Raw genomic sequence first — 19111 nt, 5'->3', positions numbered from 1 at the left:
ATGAATAAAAAGAAAATCTATATAATTATTTTTGTAGTTATAATAATATTAGGTTACTTAAACTATTTTAAAGATGAAAATGATCTTTCTGATATAAAAAAAGCTATCGAAACAACAAATGTTACTTATGATAGTGAAGATTATCATGTTGAAGCAGATAAACAAGTAGATTATGTAGATGATAATGAAACAAATTTTGAAAAGGCAAAAGCACTAGTAAAGGATATGGTAATAAGTGGAGATAATGTATTTATAGACAAAGTGAGAAATTTAGCATTGAAAAATAATATTCTTGGAATAAGTCCAAATGGATGGAAGTTTAATACAGAAGCAGCTCACTATGATAAACTAAAAGATGAAATAACATCAGATGTAGGGGTATCAGCAGAAAATGTTGAGAAGAAAATAAAAATTTCTGGGAAAAATTTCATAACTGACAGTAAAATGAGCTATATAGAATTGAAAGATAATGTAATTCTAGAAAATGATAAAATAAAACTGAAAGGGAATATTGGAAAATATAGTGATATTAATAAGATTGTTACACTTTCAGGAAATATAGCTATTGATGGAACAGATCAACAGAATGGAAAAATATCTGGAAATTTTCTTAATTTGAAATATTCTATAGATGATAAAATTCTTGAAGCATGGGAACCTTATGATGTAACTTATAATGGAGCTAAATTATCAGCAGGAAATCTATGGTATCAAGATAATACAGAAGCATTCTTAATTACTAAAAATGTAATGATAGAAACTAATGGATATAAGATATATGTTGATAAAATACAAAGAGAAGCAAACAGTAATATAGTTAAGTTTTTTGGAAAAATAACTGGAAGCAATGGAGTATATTCTTTTTCTGGAAAAGAAGCAGTATACGATATAACTACAGAAGAACTGACTTTTTATGGAGATGTGAAGATGACATCAACAAAAGGAGAGGAACTGACAGCAGATAAAATAGTATACAATAATAATACTAAATTTATAACTGCATATGGAGAAAAAAGAGATGCAGTATATATTTCAGATAATGGAGAATTGAAAAGTAAAGAATTTAGATATAATAATGAAACAAAAGAAATGTTTGCAGATAAAAAGTATGATTATAAAAGTCAGAAGTATGATAGTGTTGGAGATAAATTCTACTTCAATGATATAACAAAAGATGGATATATAGTAAATGGAACTATGTATGACAAAATTAAGAAGCAAACAGCTAAAGGTAAAAGAATGGATTTTAATACAGAAACAAAAATATATAAAGTAAAAGAAAATTCGGTATTTGAAAATCAAGACTACAGATTAGAAAGCAATGATATAACGTATAATGGAGCTACAGGAAAAGTAGAAACTCCAGATAAATATAAAGTAACGATGTTAAAAGACGGCACATCTTTTACAGGAGTTGGAGCTATATATGATGAAAATACTGGAGAACTTGTAAGTAATGGAACAATAAACGCTGCTGGAAGAAATTTTGTTGCTAGTGGAGAAAATCTTACTTATAATAATAAAAATGGAACTGGAGAACTTCAAAGTAAGATTTCATTTAAAAATACAGAAAATGGAACTACTGTAACTGGGGATAAACTCTTATTCCAAAAAGATAATTATATGGAGCTAATTGGAAATCTTGTAATAAATAGTGAAAAAATAGTAGCAAAATCAACAAGAGGAAAGTATAATTTAAAAGATGAAAAAGTATATATACCTGAAACTATAAATTTTGAAAGTCATGATAAAACTACATCAGGCACTATGTCAAATGGAGTATTTGATGTAAAATCTTCGGTATTTACTGGAGATAATTTTAAAGGTAAAAATGTAGAAAACGATATAAAAAGTGACAAAATGAAATATTTTACAAATGAAGATAAGGTAGAATTTGGAAAAAATACTGTTATAGTAACTCCAGAAAGCAGGTTGAAAGGAAATAGACTTGACTATAACCTTAAAACTGAAATAGTCGTTTCTCCTGAAAAATATACAATAGAGTATGGAGATTTTACTATAGTTGGAAGTGAAGGAACTTTTGATAATAAGCAAGGATTATTAAAAAGTACAAATGCAGATATAACTTCTAAAGCTGGAGATAGATTTAAGTCAGATATAGCAGATGGAAATCTGAGAGAGATGAGAATAGATTTCATAGGGAATGCAAAAGGAAATATGATGCATCAAGGAAAACGTACAGACTTTACAGGAGATTTTGCAAGAGTTTACTTTAAAAATGATGATGGTTACAAAGCAATAAGAAGTGAAATTAAAAAGAATGCTGTATTTATTCAAGAAGATAAAAAACTTCAATCTGATTATATTGAAGCAGATATAGAAAGAAGCCTTATTTTCTCAAGAGATAATACAAAACTTACAGTAACTGATGCTAAAAATGGAAATACTATCATAACTTCTGATACTGCTGAAATAGACATTAATAAAGATATAGCTACTTTAGTAGGAAATGTTTACATTGAAAATAAGAATCCTGAACAGGGAGTAACTATTATAACTTCTGAAAAAGGAATAATCAGACAAAAAACTGGTATACTAGATCTTGTGGGAAATGTAAAAATAGAAAATAAAGAATCTATAATAGAAGCAGATGAAGGAACTTATAATATGAACACAAAGAAAATAAAAGCAAGAGGGCATGTATTTATAAACCATAAAAATAATTAAGGAGGAGCTAATGAGAAGTTTGGTAGCTCAGAATCTTTGTAAAAGCTATAAAAAGAGAACAGTAGTGGATAATGTCAGCCTTGAGGTAAATAAAGGAGAAATAGTAGGTCTTTTAGGTCCTAATGGAGCAGGAAAAACTACTACTTTCTATATGATAACAGGAATAATAAAACCTGAAAGTGGTAAAGTTTATTGTGATAATGCTGATGTGACAACTTATCCTATGTTTAAAAGAGCTAATTTAGGAATAGGGTATCTAGCTCAGGAGCCATCTGTTTTCAGAAATCTTACAGTAGAAGAAAATATTGCAGCAGTTCTTGAAATGAAAGGAGTAGTTTCTAAAGAGCAACAAGAGATAATAGAAAAGCTCATGGAAGAATTTAAACTTACTCATGTAAGAAAATCTTTAGGATATTCATTATCTGGTGGTGAAAGAAGAAGAATAGAAATAGCCAGAACAATAGCAAATAACCCAAGTTTTATACTATTGGATGAACCTTTTGCTGGAGTTGACCCAATAGCAGTTGAAGATATACAGCAGATAATAAGATATTTGAGAAACAGAGGATTGGGAATACTGATAACGGACCACAGTGTAAGAGAAACATTGCGTATTACAGAAAAAGCATATATAATGGCAAATGGAAAAGTTTTAATCAGTGGAACACCAGAAGAGATATCTAATGATGAAACAGCAAGAAAAATTTATTTAGGTGAAAAATTTAAATTAGATTAAATTTTAAATAGTTGGAGGAGAACATGTTAACAGGAAATCAAATTAGAAAAGAGTTTATTGAGTTTTTTGAAGCAAAACATCATAAACACTTCGAGAGTGCATCTCTTATCCCTGATGATGCAACTTTATTATTAACAGTAGCAGGAATGGTTCCATTTAAACCATATTTTTTAGGTCAGAAAGAAGCTCCATATCCAAGAGTGACAACATATCAAAAATGTATCAGAACGAATGACCTTGAAAATGTTGGAAGAACAGCAAGACATCATACATTCTTTGAAATGCTTGGAAATTTCTCTTTTGGAGACTACTTCAAAAAAGAAGCGATAGAATGGTCTTGGGAATTTGTTACTGAGGTATTAAAAATAGATAAAGAGAAACTTTGGGTATCAGTATTTACAACAGATGATGAGGCAGAACAAATCTGGATAGAGAAATGTAATTTTCCAAAAGAAAGACTTGTAAGATTAGGAGAGGATGAGAACTGGTGGGCAGCAGGGCCTACTGGATCATGCGGACCATGTTCAGAAATTCATGTGGATTTAGGACCAGCTTATGGTGGAGATGAAAACTCTAAACTTGGCGATGAAGGAACAGACAATCGTTTTATTGAAATCTGGAATCTTGTATTTACTGAATGGAACAGAATGGAAGATGGAAGTCTTGAACCTCTTCCTAAGAAAAACATAGATACTGGAGCTGGACTTGAAAGAATAGCTGCTATGGTACAAGGAAAATCAAATAACTTTGAAACAGATCTTTTATTCCCATTGTTAGAGGAAGCAGTAAAACTTACTAACTCACAATATGGAAGAGATGAGGAAGAAAACTTCTCATTAAAAGTAATAACAGACCATTCAAGAGCAGTTACTTTCTTGATCAATGATGGAGTTATACCATCAAACGAAGGAAGAGGATATGTTCTGAGAAGAATATTGAGAAGAGCAGTAAGACATGGAAGACTTTTAGGACAATCAGAATTATTCTTATATAAGATGGTTGATAAAGTAGTAAGCATGATGGAAAATGCTTATCCAGATCTTAGAAGTAATATTGATCACATTAAAAAAGTTGTAAAAATAGAAGAGGAAAAATTCTCTCGTACTCTTGATCAAGGTATGCAGCTTGTAAATCAGGAAATTGAAAAGTTAAAATCAGCAGGAATTACTAAACTTGATGGAGAAGTTACATTTAAACTTTATGACACATATGGTTTTCCATATGAATTAACTGAAGAAATATGTCAGGAAAAAGAGATAGAAATATCTAAAGAAGAATTTGAAGCAAAAATGACTGAACAAAAAGAAAAAGCAAGAGCTGCAAGAGAAGTTGTAATGGAAAAAGGACAGGACAGTTTTATTGAGGAGTTTTATGATAAATATGGAGCTACTGAATTTACTGGATACACAACTCTTAAAGATACAGGAAAACTTTTAAGTGCAAGAGATGGAAAAGATGGCAAGAAACTTATGATATTTGATACAACTCCATTTTATGGAGAGTCTGGAGGACAGGCAGCAGATATTGGTATCATTACTGGAAATGGATTTGAAGGTAAAGTTATAGATGTTCAAAAACAAAAAGGAATATTTACACATACTGTAGAAATATTAAAAGGAGCTCCAATAGAAGGAGAGGAATATTTCCTAGAAGTTGATGAGGCGAATAGACTAGCAACAGCTAAAAATCATACAGCTACTCATTTGCTTCATGAAGCATTAAGAGAAGTACTAGGTTCTCATGTACAACAAGCAGGATCATTTGTAAATGGAGAAAGATTAAGATTTGACTTTAACCATTACGAAGCTATGACTAATGAAGAAATAGAAAAAGTAGAAGAATTGGTAAATGAAAAAATAGCTGAAGCTATAGATGTTTCAATTGCTAATATGAGTATGGATGAAGCTAAAAAAGCTGGAGCTACAGCATTATTTGGAGATAAATATGGAGATGTAGTAAGAGTAGTGACTGTAGAAGGTTTTTCTGTGGAACTTTGTGGAGGAACTCATATAGACAATATAGGAAAAATAGGACTATTCAAAATAGAAAGTGAAGCAGGAATAGCTGCTGGAATCAGAAGAATTGAAGCTGTAACTGGAAAAGGAGCATATAAAGCAGTTAAAAACATTGAAATGCTTCTAAAAAATGTAGAAAAAGCTATAAAGTCTGATGAAGCTAATCTTCTGGACAGAGTTGAAAAAATGGTAGAAACAATCAAAGAAACGAGCAAAGAACTTGAAGAATTAAAAAGTAGATTTACTCAAATAGAAGCTCAGGCTTTAGCAGAAAATTCTGAGGTTATCAATGGAGTAACAGTTATCATGAAAACTTTTAAAACTACGACAGCTGATGATCTTAGAAAAATGATAGACTATGTAAAAGATAAAATGACTAATACAGTTGTAGTTTTAGCATCAGGAGCAGATAAAGCTATATTTGCTGCTGGAGTAACTAAAGAACTTACTTCTAAAATAAAAGCTGGAAATCTTGTAAAAGAAGCTGCTGTAATCACTGGGGGAAATGGTGGAGGAAGACCTGATTTTGCTCAAGCTGGTGGAAAAGATGTAACTAAAATACAAGAAGCTATGAATGCTGTAAAAGAAACTTTAAAAAATTCTTTATAAGAGGTAATTAATGTATAAAAAATATATTTCCTTAGATGTAGGAGATGTGAGGATAGGAGTAGCAAGATCTGATATAATGGGGATAGTAGCTACTCCCCTTGAAGTAATAGACAGAAAAAAAACAAAAGCAGTAAAAAGAATCAAAGAACTTTGTATTCAAGAAAATACAAAAGCATTAGTAGTAGGTATCCCTAAAAGTCTGGATGGGACTGAAAAAAGACAGGCAGAGAAAGTCAGAGAGTTCATAGCAAAATTGAACAAAGAGATTGAAGGTTTGGAAATAATAGAAGTTGATGAAAGACTTACTACTGTATCAGCAGATAGAATGTTGAATGAATCAAACAAAAAGGGCGCTTTGGAAAAGAGAAAGGTAGTTGATAAAATAGCTGCTGCTATAATACTTCAAACTTTCTTAGATACAAAAAGATAAACTAATATTTTGGAGGAGAAATGGGATCAAAATTATTAATGAGATTGTCTCTTGTTATAGTTGTGGTAATAGGAGCTATATGGCTTAGCTTTTTTAAACCAACTAAACTTGGGCTGGACTTAAAAGGTGGAGTGTATGTAGTACTGGAAGCTGTACCAGATGAAGGGGTAACTCTTGATGATGCAGCAATGAACAGACTTATTGAAGTTCTGGACAGAAGAATAAATGGATTGGGAGTAGCAGAATCACTTGTTCAAAAAGCTGGAAGCAACAGAGTAATAATCGAACTTCCAGGAATAAGCAATACAGAAGATGCAATAAACATGATAGGAAAAACAGCTTTGTTGGAGTTTAAACTTGAAAATCCAGATGGGACTCTTGGAGAAACTCTTTTAACTGGAGGAGCATTAAAGAAGGCAGATGTATCTTATGACAACTTAGGAAGACCTCAAATTCAATTTGAAATGAATCAAGAGGGAGCAGTAAGATTTGCTGAGATCACAAGAAATAACATAGGAAGAAAACTTGCTATCACACTAGATGGAAAAGTACAGACAGCTCCTATGATCAATTCAGAAATACCAAGTGGAAATGGGGTAATTACAGGAAATTATACTGTAGAAGAAGCAAAAGCAACAGCTACACTTTTAAACGCAGGAGCTCTTCCAGTAAAAGCTGAAATAGTTGAAACAAGAACTGTTGGAGCATCTCTTGGAGATGAGTCAATAGCTCAAAGTAAACAAGCAGCAGTATTTGCAATGATACTTATAGGAGTTTTTATGATAGTGTTCTATAGACTTCCAGGAATAGTTGCAAATATAGCTCTTATAATATTTGGACTTATAACTTTTGGATGTCTTAACTTTATAGATGCAACATTAACTCTTCCTGGTATAGCAGGACTTATTCTGTCAGCAGGTATGGCAGTTGATGCAAATGTTATCATATTTGAAAGAATAAAAGAAGAACTTAGATTGGGAAATACTATACGTAATGCAATAGATGCAGGATTTAGCAAGGGATTTGTAGCTATCTTTGACTCAAACCTTACAACATTGATAATAACTGTTATTCTTTTCACTTTTGGAACTGGTCCTGTAAAAGGATTTGCTGTAACATTAACAATAGGTACATTGGCATCTATGTTTACAGCTATCACAATTACTAAGATACTTTTACTTACTTTCATCACAGTATTTAAATTAAGCAGACCAGAATTATTTGGAGTTAGGGGGAAAACAGCATGCAAATAGAAATTATAAAAAATAGTAAAAAATTTGTAGGACTATCATTAGTTATTGTTGTTCTTTCTCTTGGAGCTTTTTTCATAAAAGGGCTTAACTATGGTATTGATTTTTCTGGAGGAAACTTATTCCAACTGAGATTTGAGAAACCAGTAACATTGAATGATATTAACAATAATTTAGATGAAATTTCTAAAGAGATAAATCAGGTAAATCCTAACAGTAGAAAAGTGCAAATTTCTGAAGATAATACTGTTATTATAAGAACACCTGAGCTTACTGAAACAGAAAAGGCAGAAGTTCTTGACAGCTTAAAAAAAATTGGAACTTTTGATGTAAATAAAGAGGAGAAAGTAGGAGCAAGTGTTGGGGAAGAATTGAAAACTTCAGCAATATATGCTCTAGGGATAGGAGCTTTTCTTATAATTCTTTATATAACTTTCAGATTTGAATTTACATTTGCAGTGGCAGCAGTAGCAGCATTGTTCCATGATCTTATTATAGCTGTTGGAGTAATTTCACTTTTAGGTTATGAAGTGGATACACCATTTATAGCAGCAATACTTACTATACTTGGATATTCTATCAATGATACAATAGTTGTATTTGATAGAATAAGAGAAAATCTAAAACGTAAAAATAAAACTTCATTTGAGGATTGTTTAAATAAAAGTGTAAATCAAGTAATGATAAGATCTATTAATACATCTGTAACTACATTATTTGCTATTATTGCTATACTTGTTTTTGGTGGAGACAGTTTAAAAACATTTATTGTTACTCTTTTGATTGGTATTCTTGCAGGAACTTATAGTTCAGTATTTATTGCAACACCATTGGTATATTTCCTTGATAAAAATAAAAAAGGGCCAAATAAAGGACTTAAAAGTTTGGGAGAGGAAAAAAAGAAAGAATCAAAGAATGAAGAAAAAATATTAGTTTAATAATAAAATATAATATATAATATAAGAGGGCAGCTGAAAATGAGAAATTTTAAAGTCGCCCTCTATAAATTTAAATCATAATAGAAAAGGGAGCATAGGAAAAATGAGAGCTTGGTTAGAAATCGATATGGACAATTTAAAATATAATCTAGATAAAATTAAAGAATTAGTCCATGGCACGAATGTATTAGGAGTTATAAAAGCTAATAGTTATGGATTCGGAGCTATCGAAACTGCTAAAGAGCTTTCAAAACATGGAGTTGAAATCTTTGGAGTAGCCTCTTTAGAAGAAGCAATGGAACTAAGAGAAGGCGGAATAGAAGAAGAGATACTTATATTAGGTTCACTTTTTAATGATGAGATAGAAATAGCTGCAGAGAAACATTTTCAAATAACTATAAGCAGTATGAGACAGGTAGAATTTTTAGAATCCAATAAAATAGATGCAGAAATACATATCAAAATAGATACTGGTATGGGAAGATTAGGATTTACTCCTGAAAAAGGAAAAGAAGCAGTAGATTACTGTGCAGAAAAAGGTATAAAAGTAATTGGTATTTATTCACATCTTTCTGATGCAGATGGAATGAGTGATGAAGCATATAATTATACTAAAGAACAGATAAATAAATTTAAAATATTTGAAGAGTATAAAAATATAAAATATATACATATTTTAAATAGTGGTGGAATACTTAGATTCAATGATGGATTTAAAGGAAATCTAGTAAGAGCTGGTATATGTATGTATGGTATGTTGGGAAATGAAAGAATACCAGGGTTCAAAAGGGTTTTTACAATGAAAACCAGAATACTCTTTATAAGAACTCTTGAAGAGGATTCATATATATCTTATGGAAGAACTGTAAAATTGAAAGAGGGAGAAACTTTTGCCACTCTTGCTATAGGATATGCTGATGGTATGAAAAAGGAATTTTCCAATAAAACATATGCTTTAATCGAAGGAGAAAAATGTCCAATAGTTGGAGAGATATGTATGGATATGTGTATGGTAAAAATACCAGAATCAATTTTGAAAAAAATAAATATAGGTACTGAAGCAATTGTTATAAGAGATGATATAATAGAAGAAATAAATTCTATCCATAAATCAACTTGGGATATATTGACAGGGATAGGAAGAAGAGTATATAGAGTCTACAAAAAGAATGGTACTCCATATTTAATAACAAGATAAAAAGGAGAGCTAATGACAAAAATTATATTAATAAGTGGTAAAGAGAAGAAGATAATAAATTTCTATCCCAATGTTTTCAAGGATGAGATAAAAACTATAATAGGAAATGTAAAAACTGGAGATATAGTAGATGTATGTTCATCTGATATGGCTTTTGTAGGAAGAGGATATGTAACAGATTCTACATCAGCTTTTGTGAGAATACTTACTACAAAAGATGAGAAAATAGATAAAAATTTTATTCTTGAAAAAATTAGAAAAGCTTATAAAAAAAGAGAACATCTTTTTAATGAAACTAATTGTATAAGAGCTTTTTTTTCAGAAGGAGATGGAATACCTGGGTTAATTATAGATAAATTTGACAAGTATGTATCTGTGCAGTTTAGAAATTCTGGAGTGGAAACTTTTAGACAGGATATAATAAATAGCATTAAAAAAGTAATGAAACCAAAAGGTATATATGAGAGAAGTGATGTTGAAAATAGAACTCTTGAAGGGGTGGAACAGAAAACAGGAATAGTTTTTGGAGAAATACCTGAAAGAGTTATAATGGAAGACAATGGTCTTAAATATAGTATAGATATAATAGATGGACAAAAAACTGGATTTTTCTTAGATCAGAGAGATTCAAGAAAGTTTATAAGAAAATATCTTACAAAGGATACAAAATTCTTAGATGTATTTTCAAGCAGTGGAGGATTTTCAATGGCTGCTTTGAAAGAAAACTGTAAAAAAGTAACAGCTATAGATAAAGAACCTCATGCATTGGAATTATGCAGAGAAAATTATACTTTAAATGAATTTACAGGAGATTTTGTAACTATGGAAGGAGATGCTTTTCTTCTTCTTAAAACTCTAATAGGAAGAGGAGAAAAATTTGATGTGATTACATTAGATCCTCCATCTTTAATAAAAAGGAAAGCTGATATACATAGAGGGAGAGATTTTTTCTTTGATCTTTGTGATGACAGTTTTAAACTTTTAAATGAAGGGGGAATACTTGGAGTAATAACATGTGCCTATCATATAACTCTTCAGGATTTGATAGAAGTGACAAGAATGGCAGCATCTAAAAATGGAAAACTTCTTCAAGTGATAGGAATAAATTATCAGCCAGAGGATCATCCATGGATACTTCATGTGCCAGAAACTTTGTATTTAAAAGCTTTATGGGTAAAAATAGTAGATAACTAAGAAAGGTGGTAGGGATGTATTTAGATATATTAGTAGGAGTCATAATAGTTTTATCTCTCCTTTATGGATTGAGAAATGGATTGTTTGTTGAATTTTTAGCTATCTTTGGACTGGTAGTAAATTTTATTATTGCTAAAAAATATACTCCAGCTGTAATAGAATTCTTAGGATTATCAAAAGATAAAGATCGTTATTTTATAACATATATAATAACTTTTTGGGCAGTATATATTTTACTTGGAATTGTAATACATTTAGTAAGAAATATACTTAAAAATCAAAGCAAGGGAATAGTGACAAGAATTTTAGGAGGAGTAATTGGAATAGCTAAGGGAATACTTCTTTCTGTTCTGATTCTTTTAATCTACAACTATTCAACAGATATGTATAAAAGTCTAAAGAAATATTCTAAGGGAAGTTACACAAATGAAGTTTTTTTGGAAGTGGTTCCAAATATAGAAAAATATGTACCTGAAGTTTTCCAAGATAAAATAAAAGAATTAAAAAATCTGGAATTAATTAATAGATATGTTAATAAACTTTTTTAGGAGAAATTTATGAAAATAATAGAAAAATATATTTTAGAAGAGGTGAAAATGCCAATATTATTTGGGATCTCTTTATTTACATTTATTTTCCTGATAGATATCATAGTGGCTATGATGGAAAATATAATAGTAAAAGGGATATCAATAATTGACATAATGAGGATATTATCATTTTATCTTCCACCTATTCTGTCTCAAACTATTCCTATGGGAATATTTTTAGGGGTAATGCTGACATTTTCAAAATTTACAAGAACTAGTGAGGCAACAGCTATGAGTTCTATAGGGATGGATCTTAGAGAGATTATAAAACCTATATTTATTCTAGCTTCTATTACTACGCTTTTTATATTTTTCCTTCAAGAAAGTATAATTCCAAGATCATTCAGCAAGCTTCAATATATAACAACTAAGATAGCTTATGAAAATCCTGTATTTCAGTTAAAAGAGAAAACTTTTATAGATGAAGTTGATGAATATAATCTCTATATAGACAGAATAGAAGGAAAGGACAGAATAGCTCAAGGAGTACTTATATTTCAGAAAGATGAAGATGTAGCTTTTCCTACTGTATTAGTTGGAAAAGAGGCATATTGGAAAGATTCTTCAATGATAATAACAGATTCTAAATTTTATGATTTTGATAAAGATGGAAAAGAAAAACTAAGAGGAGAATTTGATGATAAAAGAGTACCTCTTACTGCTTATTTTGATGGAATAGATATTAAAGTAAAGGATATAGAAGCTATGAGTATAAGTATGCTCATTAAAGAAATGAAAGAGCTTCCTAAAAATGAAAAAGTACCATATAAGGTAGAGATAAATAGAAAGCTGGCTCTGCCACTATCTACAATAATGCTTTCTTTGCTTGGGGTATTTATTTCCATAGGGCATCATAGAAGTGGAAAAGGAGCTAATTTTGCTTTAAGCCTTGCAGTAATATTTTCATATATAACATTTCTGAATATAGGAATGGTTATGGCTAATAGAGGTAAAATTCCTCCATTCATAGGAGTATGGACACCAAATATAATTTTATTTTTAGTGACTTTCTATTTCTATAAGAAAAAATCTAGGGGGATATAAATGAAAATAAAAATAATAGATGGATACATAAGTAAAAATTTTATAAAATCATTTTTCCTCAGTCTGATAGCTTTTGTAGGGATATTTTTAGTAAGTCAATTGTTTAAAGTTATAAGATATGTAAGTGATGGAAGATTTTCAGCTAATGAATCAATATTTTATATTCTTACAATGATACCAAAAATATTAATAGATGTAGCACCTTTAGCAGTATTATTAGGTTCATTGATGACAATAAGTTCCATGGCTTCCAATCTTGAAATCATATCTTTAAAAACAGCTGGAATAAGTTTTAAAAGAATAGTACTTTTTCCTATCCTTATTTCAGCAGTAATAGCTGTAATTGTATTTTTTATAAATGATAGTCTCTATCCTTATTCTGTAAGAAAAAACAGAGAGATAAAAGATGGGGACAGATCCAGAAGAGAAATGCCAGCAGAAAAGAGAAATGCTTTTCTAAGAGGGGAAAATTCAAACTATGTTTATCTTATGGGGAAAATAAATAGAGAAACTGGTTTTAGTGAGAATATTGAAATAGTTGATTTGAATGAAAGTTTTGATAAAGTTGAAAGAATAGTTACTGCAAAAGAAGGAAGATATAATTTTAGTAAAAAAGTATGGGTATTGAAAGATGCTAATATTTATAATGGAGAAAAACTGGAAAAAGCAAAAGAAGTAAAGATTTTTACAGAGGATAAATATGATGATGAACCAGATAAGTTCATAACAAAAAGTGTAGAACCCAAAACTCTTACAATAAAAGAATTGAAAAAATCTATAAGAGAGATAAAAAGTATAGGTGGAGATACAAGAGAATTACTTGTTGAAATAGGAAATAGATATTCTTTTCCTTTCTCAAGTTTCATAATCTCCTTCTTAGGTCTTTCACTTGGAAGCAGATATGTAAGAGGAGCTTCAGCAATAAGTATGGCATTATCTGTAGCTTTAGGTTATGGATATTATATAGTACAGGCTTCTTTTGAAGCTTTGAGTATAAATGGATTTTTAAATCCATTTGTCAGTGGATGGATTCCTAATATAATTTTTTTAGGAATTGGAATATATTTTATGTATAGAGCAGAATATTAAGAGTGGAGTGAGTGAATGAACATAGAAATAAGAAGATTAGACAATGGCATACCTGTTTTAATGGAAAATATAGACAGTGTAAGTACTGTAAGTCTAGGGATATTTGTTAATACAGGATCAAGAAATGAATATCCAGATGAGAGTGGAGTTTCTCATTTTATAGAACATATGATGTTTAAAGGAACAAAAACTAGAAGTGCAAAAGAAATATCTGAATTAATAGACAATGAAGGTGGATTAATAAATGCTTATACAAGCAGAGATATGACCGCTTACTATATACAGATGCTTTCAAGTAAAATTGATACAGGTATAGATGTATTATCAGACATGTTTTTAAATTCTACTTTTACACAGGAAAATTTAGATAAAGAGAGAAATGTAATAATAGAAGAGATAAGAATGTATGATGATATTCCAGAAGAGATAGTGCATGATGAAAATGTAAAATATGCAATAACTGGAGTTCAATCAAATATAGTATTGGGAACTATAGAAAGTCTTAATAATATAACTAGAGAGAAATTTTTAAAATATTTTGATGAACAGTATGTAGCATCAAATCTTGTAGTATCTGTTGCTGGAAAAATAGATTATGACCATGTAGTAGAAGAATTAAATAAAGGGTTGGGAAAATTTAGAGATAGTAATTTTAAAAGAGATATGGATGCCTCTTTTACAATAAATAATGGAGAAAACAGAATAAAGAGGGAAACTAATCAAGTACATCTTTGTTTTAATACAAGAGGAAACAGTCAGATAGAAGATATGAAGTATCCAGGAGCTATAATTTCAAGTGTACTTGCAGGAAATATGAGTTCAAGATTATTTCAAAAGATAAGAGAAGAAAGAGGATTAGCCTATTCAGTTTACAGTTATGGTACAGCATTTATAGAGGGAGGACTTTTTACTATATATGCAGGTACTACTAAAGAAAGCTATCAGGAAGTTATAGATATAATCAAAGATGAATTTGAAGATATAAAGAAAAATGGAATAACTCCATATGAACTTCAAAAATCTAAAAATCAGTTTTTAAGTATGCTTACTTTCAGTCTTGAAAATAGTAAAGGGAAAATGACAAGAATGGCAAGTACTTATATGCTCTATGGAAGAGTGACTGAGATTGATGAGATAATATCAAAAATAGAAAATATAACATTAGAAGATATAAAAAAGACAGCAGAATATTTATTCCAAGAGGAATTCTATTCTTGCACAATACTTGGAGATATATAAAGGAGATCATAAATGGAAAAAGTTGTAGTAAAAGTAGTAAAAGAAGAAAATGTTTCACTTCCTAAATATGAAACATCTGGTTCAGCAGGAATGGATGTGAGAGCAAACATAGAAGAACCAATAGTACTAAGATCACTGGAGAGAGCATTAGTTTCAACAGGACTTAAAATAGCTATACCTGATGGATATGAAGTTCAGGTAAGACCTAGAAGTGGACTGGCAATCAAACATGGAATAACTCTTTTGAATACACCTGGAACTATAGATAGTGATTATAGAGGAGAATTAAAAGTTATAATGGTAAATCTTAGTAAAGATGAGTATGTAATAAATCCTCAAGAGAGAATAGGGCAGCTTGTTTTAAATAAAGTTGCACAGATGGAATTTGTAGAAGTGGATTCTTTAGATGAAACTGAAAGAGGAGCAGGGGGATTTGGTCATACAGGGAAATAAGGAGTAGCAGTATATGGGAAAAAGCAGAGATACAGCTTTGATTTTAAAAAAAATAAAAAAAATGAACAACCTTCTTCTGCTTAATGCAGTAATTATCGTTGTGATAAGTGTACTGACAATTTACAGTGCTACTATACATAAGACTGCTCTTTTTTATAAAAGAGAAGCTTTTTGGGGAGTAATAGGTATCTTTGTATATCTATTTTTCTCTTTTGTAGATTATAGAAAATATGCTAAATATTATAAATTAATCTATATTTTTAATATTTTAGTTCTCCTTTCAGTATATGTAGTGGGAGTAAAAAGACTTGGAGCTCAAAGGTGGATAGATCTTGGGCCTATAAGTGTACAGCCTTCTGAAATAGGAAAGATACTGGTTATTTTAACTTTTTCAGAATTTCTTGTTTCAAAATACAGAGATAGATTTATAGGATTAAAAAGTGTTATGATATCTTTTCTTCATATTCTTCCAGTATTTTTATTGATATTAAGACAGCCTGATTTGGGAACAGCTCTTATACTTATGATGACATATTTTGTTCTCATATTTATACATGGAATAGACTGGAAATCAATAATAATAATGGTTATTACAGGAATAATCTCTGTTCCTACAGCCTTTTTCTTCTTTTTAAAAGACTATCAAAAACAGAGAGTACTTACATTTTTAAATCCTGAAGCAGACCTTTTAGGAAGTGGATGGAATGTAACACAGTCTATGATAGCTATAGGTTCAGGAGGTCTTTATGGAAAGGGATTTCTGAACAGTACTCAAAGTAAACTGAGATTTCTTCCAGAAGCACATACAGACTTTATAGGATCAGTATTTTTGGAAGAGAGAGGATTTGTTGGAGGAGTTGTTTTATTAGGACTATATCTTATTCTGATTTTACAGATAGTCTATATAGCAGATACTACAGAGGACAAATATGGAAGACTGGTTTGTTATGGAATAGCATCTGTATTTTTATTTCATTTGATAATAAATGTAGGAATGATAATGGGAATAATGCCAGTAACAGGGAAACCTCTTCTTTTGATGAGCTATGGAGGAACATCTCTTTTAATAAGTTTTATGATGCTTGGAATAGTTCAAAGTGTGAAAATGTATAGAGATTAGGAGTAATATGGAATACATAGTGGATAAAGAGTATGAAGATGTAAGACTGGACAAATTTCTTAGAAAAAAATATGAGGATATACCTTTGACTGAAATATTTAAAGGAATAAGAACTGGAAAGATAAAAGTTAATGGTAAGAAAAGCAAAGAAAATTATAGACTTCAACTTAATGATGAGATAAAGGTTTTCTTCAAAGGTGGAGAAACAAAAGAAGAAAAGCTATTAGATGTTGAAGATAAAGGGATTGAAAAAATAAAAAAATCTATTGTTTATGAAGATGAGAACATCCTTATTTTTAATAAAAAAAATAATATGGTTATGCATAAAGGAAGTGGGTATGATTTTGGAATATCAGAATTATTGAAAGGATATTTAAAAAATCCTAATTTTAATTTTGTAAATAGAATCGATAAAGCAACTTCTGGATTAATTATAGGAGCTAAATCTTTGGTAACAGCTAGAGAATTAGCAGAAGAGATAAGAAATAGAAATATAGACAAGAAATACTATATACTTGTAGAGGGAAAAGTAAAAGAGAAAGAATTTACTATAAAAAGTTATCTGAAAAAAATAGAAGATAAAGTAATAGAAGTAGAAGAATTTGAAGAAGGAGCAAAGGAAAGTCTAAGTTCTTTTAAAGTAAAGAAATATGGAAAAGACTGTACTCTTCTTGAAGGAACTCTTGGAAGTGGAAGAACACACCAATTGAGAGTTCAATTAGCTAATATGGGAAATGCAATAATAGGTGACACTAAATATGGAAGAGGAAAAGAGAAAATGATGTATTTATTTTCTCACTACTTAAAAATAAATAAGTATGGAATAGAGATAAATCTACCTATTCCAGATGAATATATTAAAAGACTTGGTAGTAATTAAATTTTAACATAGGAGGAAAGAAAATGTCACAAAACAATGGTATTTTAGAAGGAATGTTTAAAATATCTGAAAGAGGAAGCACAATAAGACAAGAAGTTATTGGAGGAGTAACTACATTTCTGGCAATGTCTTATATTATCTTTGTAAATCCATCAATACTTGGAGATGCAGGGATGGATGTTGGAGCTTTAATAACAGTAACTTGTCTGGCTTCAGCAATAGCAACTTTATTATCTGGAGTTTGGGCAAATGCACCATTTGCATTGGCTCCTGGAATGGGATTAAATGCATTTTTTACTTATACTCTTGTATTAGGTAAAGGAGTGCCTTGGGAAACAGCACTTGGTATTGTATTTATTTCTGGATTCTTTTTCCTTATACTTTCAATAGGTGGAATAAGAGAGAGAATTGCAAATGCTATACCTCTTCCACTGAAAATAGCAGTAGGTGGAGGAATAGGAATGTTCATTACTTTGATAGGACTTAAAAATCTTGGATTAGTAGTGGCAAGTCCAGCAACTTTAGTAGCATTAGGGCCTATAACAATTCCTGTAATAATAGGAATAGTAGGGCTTGTTGTAGCTATGGTATTGGAAATAGAACAGGTAAAAGGTGGAATTCTTATTGGAATAATGGTTTCAACTATTTTGGCTTTTATAACTGGAAATGTAGATATACCTAGGCAAATAGTATCTTTACCTCCAAGTATTGCTCCAATAGCTATGAAATTAGATATCTTATCAGCTTTAAAACTTTCTTTGATAGGACCAATATTTTCATTTATGTTTGTTGACTTGTTTGATACACTAGGAACTCTTATTTCTTGTTCTAAGCAAATAGGAATGGTAGATGAAAAGGGACATATTAAAGGTCTTGGAAGAATGCTTTATACAGATGTAAGTGCTACAATATTTGGATCTATGCTTGGAACAAGTACAGTAACTACTTTCGTTGAATCAGCAGCAGGAATAGCTGTTGGTGCAAGAACTGGACTAGCTTCTGTAGTTACAGCTCTAATGTTTATAGGAGCATTATTCTTTTCACCAATAGTAGGAGTAGTACCTGCATATGCAACTGCACCAGCTCTTATCATAGTTGGAGGATATATGTTTAAAAATGTTAAAGATTTAGATTTTACAGATATGAAATCTTTATTTTCAGCATTTATCATTATTGTAATGATGCCTTTAACATATAGTATCAGTATAGGTTTAAGTTTAGGATTTCTTACTTACATAATTCTTCATTTAGTAACTGGTGATTTTAAAAAAATAAATGTTACATTAATGTTCATAGGGGCACTTTGTTTAGTCAATCTTATGATCTAAAATAAGTTATACTCAAAATATCAAATGAGGCTAACCTAAAAGTAGAGTAATCTTTAAAAGTTTTCAATTAGGAAAATTATTAAGAATTAATCTTACTTAATAAGTTAGGCTCATTTTTTATTTATATGATATTATCTATTTACGTATAAATTATACAAGTGTTTAAAACAGGTGAAATTACTTTTTATATTTTTATATTTATATTATAAATACTTAAAATATAAAAATAGAACAAAAAGAATTAAAAAATAACTTGAATTTATTTTTGATAAGTTGTATTATTGATTTAATAGTTAAGATATTTAATTAT

16 protein-coding genes are annotated in these 19111 nt (G+C 30.0%); all 16 read left to right on the top strand.

What is annotated here, in order from left to right; genetic code table 11:
- The 16 genes from lptC (at position 1) to E0E45_RS10710 (ending at position 18801) form a co-directional block, all read left to right on the top strand.
- On the top strand, positions 1 to 2688 hold the full coding sequence (gene lptC, locus E0E45_RS10785; protein ID WP_130891166.1) for an LPS export ABC transporter periplasmic protein LptC: 2688 nt from the start codon (positions 1 to 3) through the stop codon (positions 2686 to 2688).
- A gap of 10 nt (positions 2689 to 2698) precedes the next feature.
- Positions 2699 to 3424 (top strand): LPS export ABC transporter ATP-binding protein, encoded by a 726-nt coding sequence (gene lptB / locus E0E45_RS10780; protein ID WP_096401893.1) that lies wholly within the window; start codon positions 2699 to 2701, stop codon positions 3422 to 3424.
- Between the two features lie 23 nt (positions 3425 to 3447).
- The gene (gene alaS, locus E0E45_RS10775) at positions 3448 to 6048 is read left to right on the top strand and encodes an alanine--tRNA ligase (RefSeq protein ID WP_130891165.1); all 2601 of its coding nucleotides are present in this window, start codon (positions 3448 to 3450) and stop codon (positions 6046 to 6048) included.
- A 10-nt stretch (positions 6049 to 6058) separates the two neighbouring features.
- Positions 6059 to 6478 carry a Holliday junction resolvase RuvX gene (ruvX, locus tag E0E45_RS10770; protein ID WP_130891164.1) on the top strand — a complete coding sequence of 140 codons (420 nt, stop codon included), beginning with the start codon at positions 6059 to 6061 and terminating at the stop codon, positions 6476 to 6478.
- 20 nt (positions 6479 to 6498) lie between these two features.
- Positions 6499 to 7731 (top strand): protein translocase subunit SecD, encoded by a 1233-nt coding sequence (secD, locus tag E0E45_RS10765; protein ID WP_130891163.1) that lies wholly within the window; start codon positions 6499 to 6501, stop codon positions 7729 to 7731.
- On the top strand, positions 7722 to 8666 hold the full coding sequence (gene secF / locus E0E45_RS10760; protein ID WP_130891162.1) for a protein translocase subunit SecF: 945 nt from the start codon (positions 7722 to 7724) through the stop codon (positions 8664 to 8666). The genes secD and secF overlap by 10 nt, the downstream gene beginning before the upstream one ends.
- Positions 8667 to 8769: 103 nt before the next feature.
- Positions 8770 to 9864: an alanine racemase gene (alr, locus tag E0E45_RS10755; RefSeq protein WP_130891161.1), complete on the top strand. Its 1095-nt coding sequence runs from the start codon at positions 8770 to 8772 to the stop codon at positions 9862 to 9864.
- 12 nt (positions 9865 to 9876) lie between these two features.
- On the top strand, positions 9877 to 11058 hold the full coding sequence (locus E0E45_RS10750) for a class I SAM-dependent rRNA methyltransferase (protein WP_130891160.1): 1182 nt from the start codon (positions 9877 to 9879) through the stop codon (positions 11056 to 11058).
- 14 nt (positions 11059 to 11072) lie between these two features.
- Entirely contained in the window at positions 11073 to 11606 is a 534-nt protein-coding gene (locus E0E45_RS10745) for a CvpA family protein (RefSeq protein ID WP_130891159.1), read from the top strand.
- Between the two features lie 9 nt (positions 11607 to 11615).
- A complete protein-coding gene (locus E0E45_RS10740) occupies positions 11616 to 12692 on the top strand; it encodes an LptF/LptG family permease (protein ID WP_130891158.1) in 1077 nt (358 codons plus the stop codon).
- Positions 12693 to 13781 carry an LptF/LptG family permease gene (locus E0E45_RS10735; protein WP_130891157.1) on the top strand — a complete coding sequence of 363 codons (1089 nt, stop codon included), beginning with the start codon at positions 12693 to 12695 and terminating at the stop codon, positions 13779 to 13781.
- A 15-nt stretch (positions 13782 to 13796) separates the two neighbouring features.
- Positions 13797 to 15020, top strand: coding sequence for a M16 family metallopeptidase (locus E0E45_RS10730; protein ID WP_130891156.1), 1224 nt, complete (start codon positions 13797 to 13799; stop codon positions 15018 to 15020).
- 12 nt (positions 15021 to 15032) lie between these two features.
- Positions 15033 to 15473 carry a dUTP diphosphatase gene (gene dut / locus E0E45_RS10725; RefSeq protein ID WP_130891155.1) on the top strand — a complete coding sequence of 147 codons (441 nt, stop codon included), beginning with the start codon at positions 15033 to 15035 and terminating at the stop codon, positions 15471 to 15473.
- 13 nt (positions 15474 to 15486) lie between these two features.
- Positions 15487 to 16593, top strand: coding sequence for a rod shape-determining protein RodA (rodA, locus tag E0E45_RS10720; protein WP_130891154.1), 1107 nt, complete (start codon positions 15487 to 15489; stop codon positions 16591 to 16593).
- Positions 16594 to 16600: 7 nt separating this feature from the next.
- Positions 16601 to 17473: an RluA family pseudouridine synthase gene (locus tag E0E45_RS10715; RefSeq protein WP_130891153.1), complete on the top strand. Its 873-nt coding sequence runs from the start codon at positions 16601 to 16603 to the stop codon at positions 17471 to 17473.
- 23 nt (positions 17474 to 17496) lie between these two features.
- Positions 17497 to 18801, top strand: coding sequence for an NCS2 family permease (locus tag E0E45_RS10710; RefSeq protein ID WP_130891152.1), 1305 nt, complete (start codon positions 17497 to 17499; stop codon positions 18799 to 18801).
- The last annotated feature ends 310 nt before the right edge of the window (positions 18802 to 19111 follow it).

The sequence above is a fragment of the Fusobacterium ulcerans ATCC 49185 genome, assembly GCF_900683735.1.
Taxonomy (GTDB): Bacteria; Fusobacteriota; Fusobacteriia; order Fusobacteriales; family Fusobacteriaceae; genus Fusobacterium_A; species Fusobacterium_A ulcerans_A.
The sequence above is the reverse complement of the archived record's forward strand: the minus strand, read 5'-3'. Positions and strand labels throughout refer to the sequence as shown.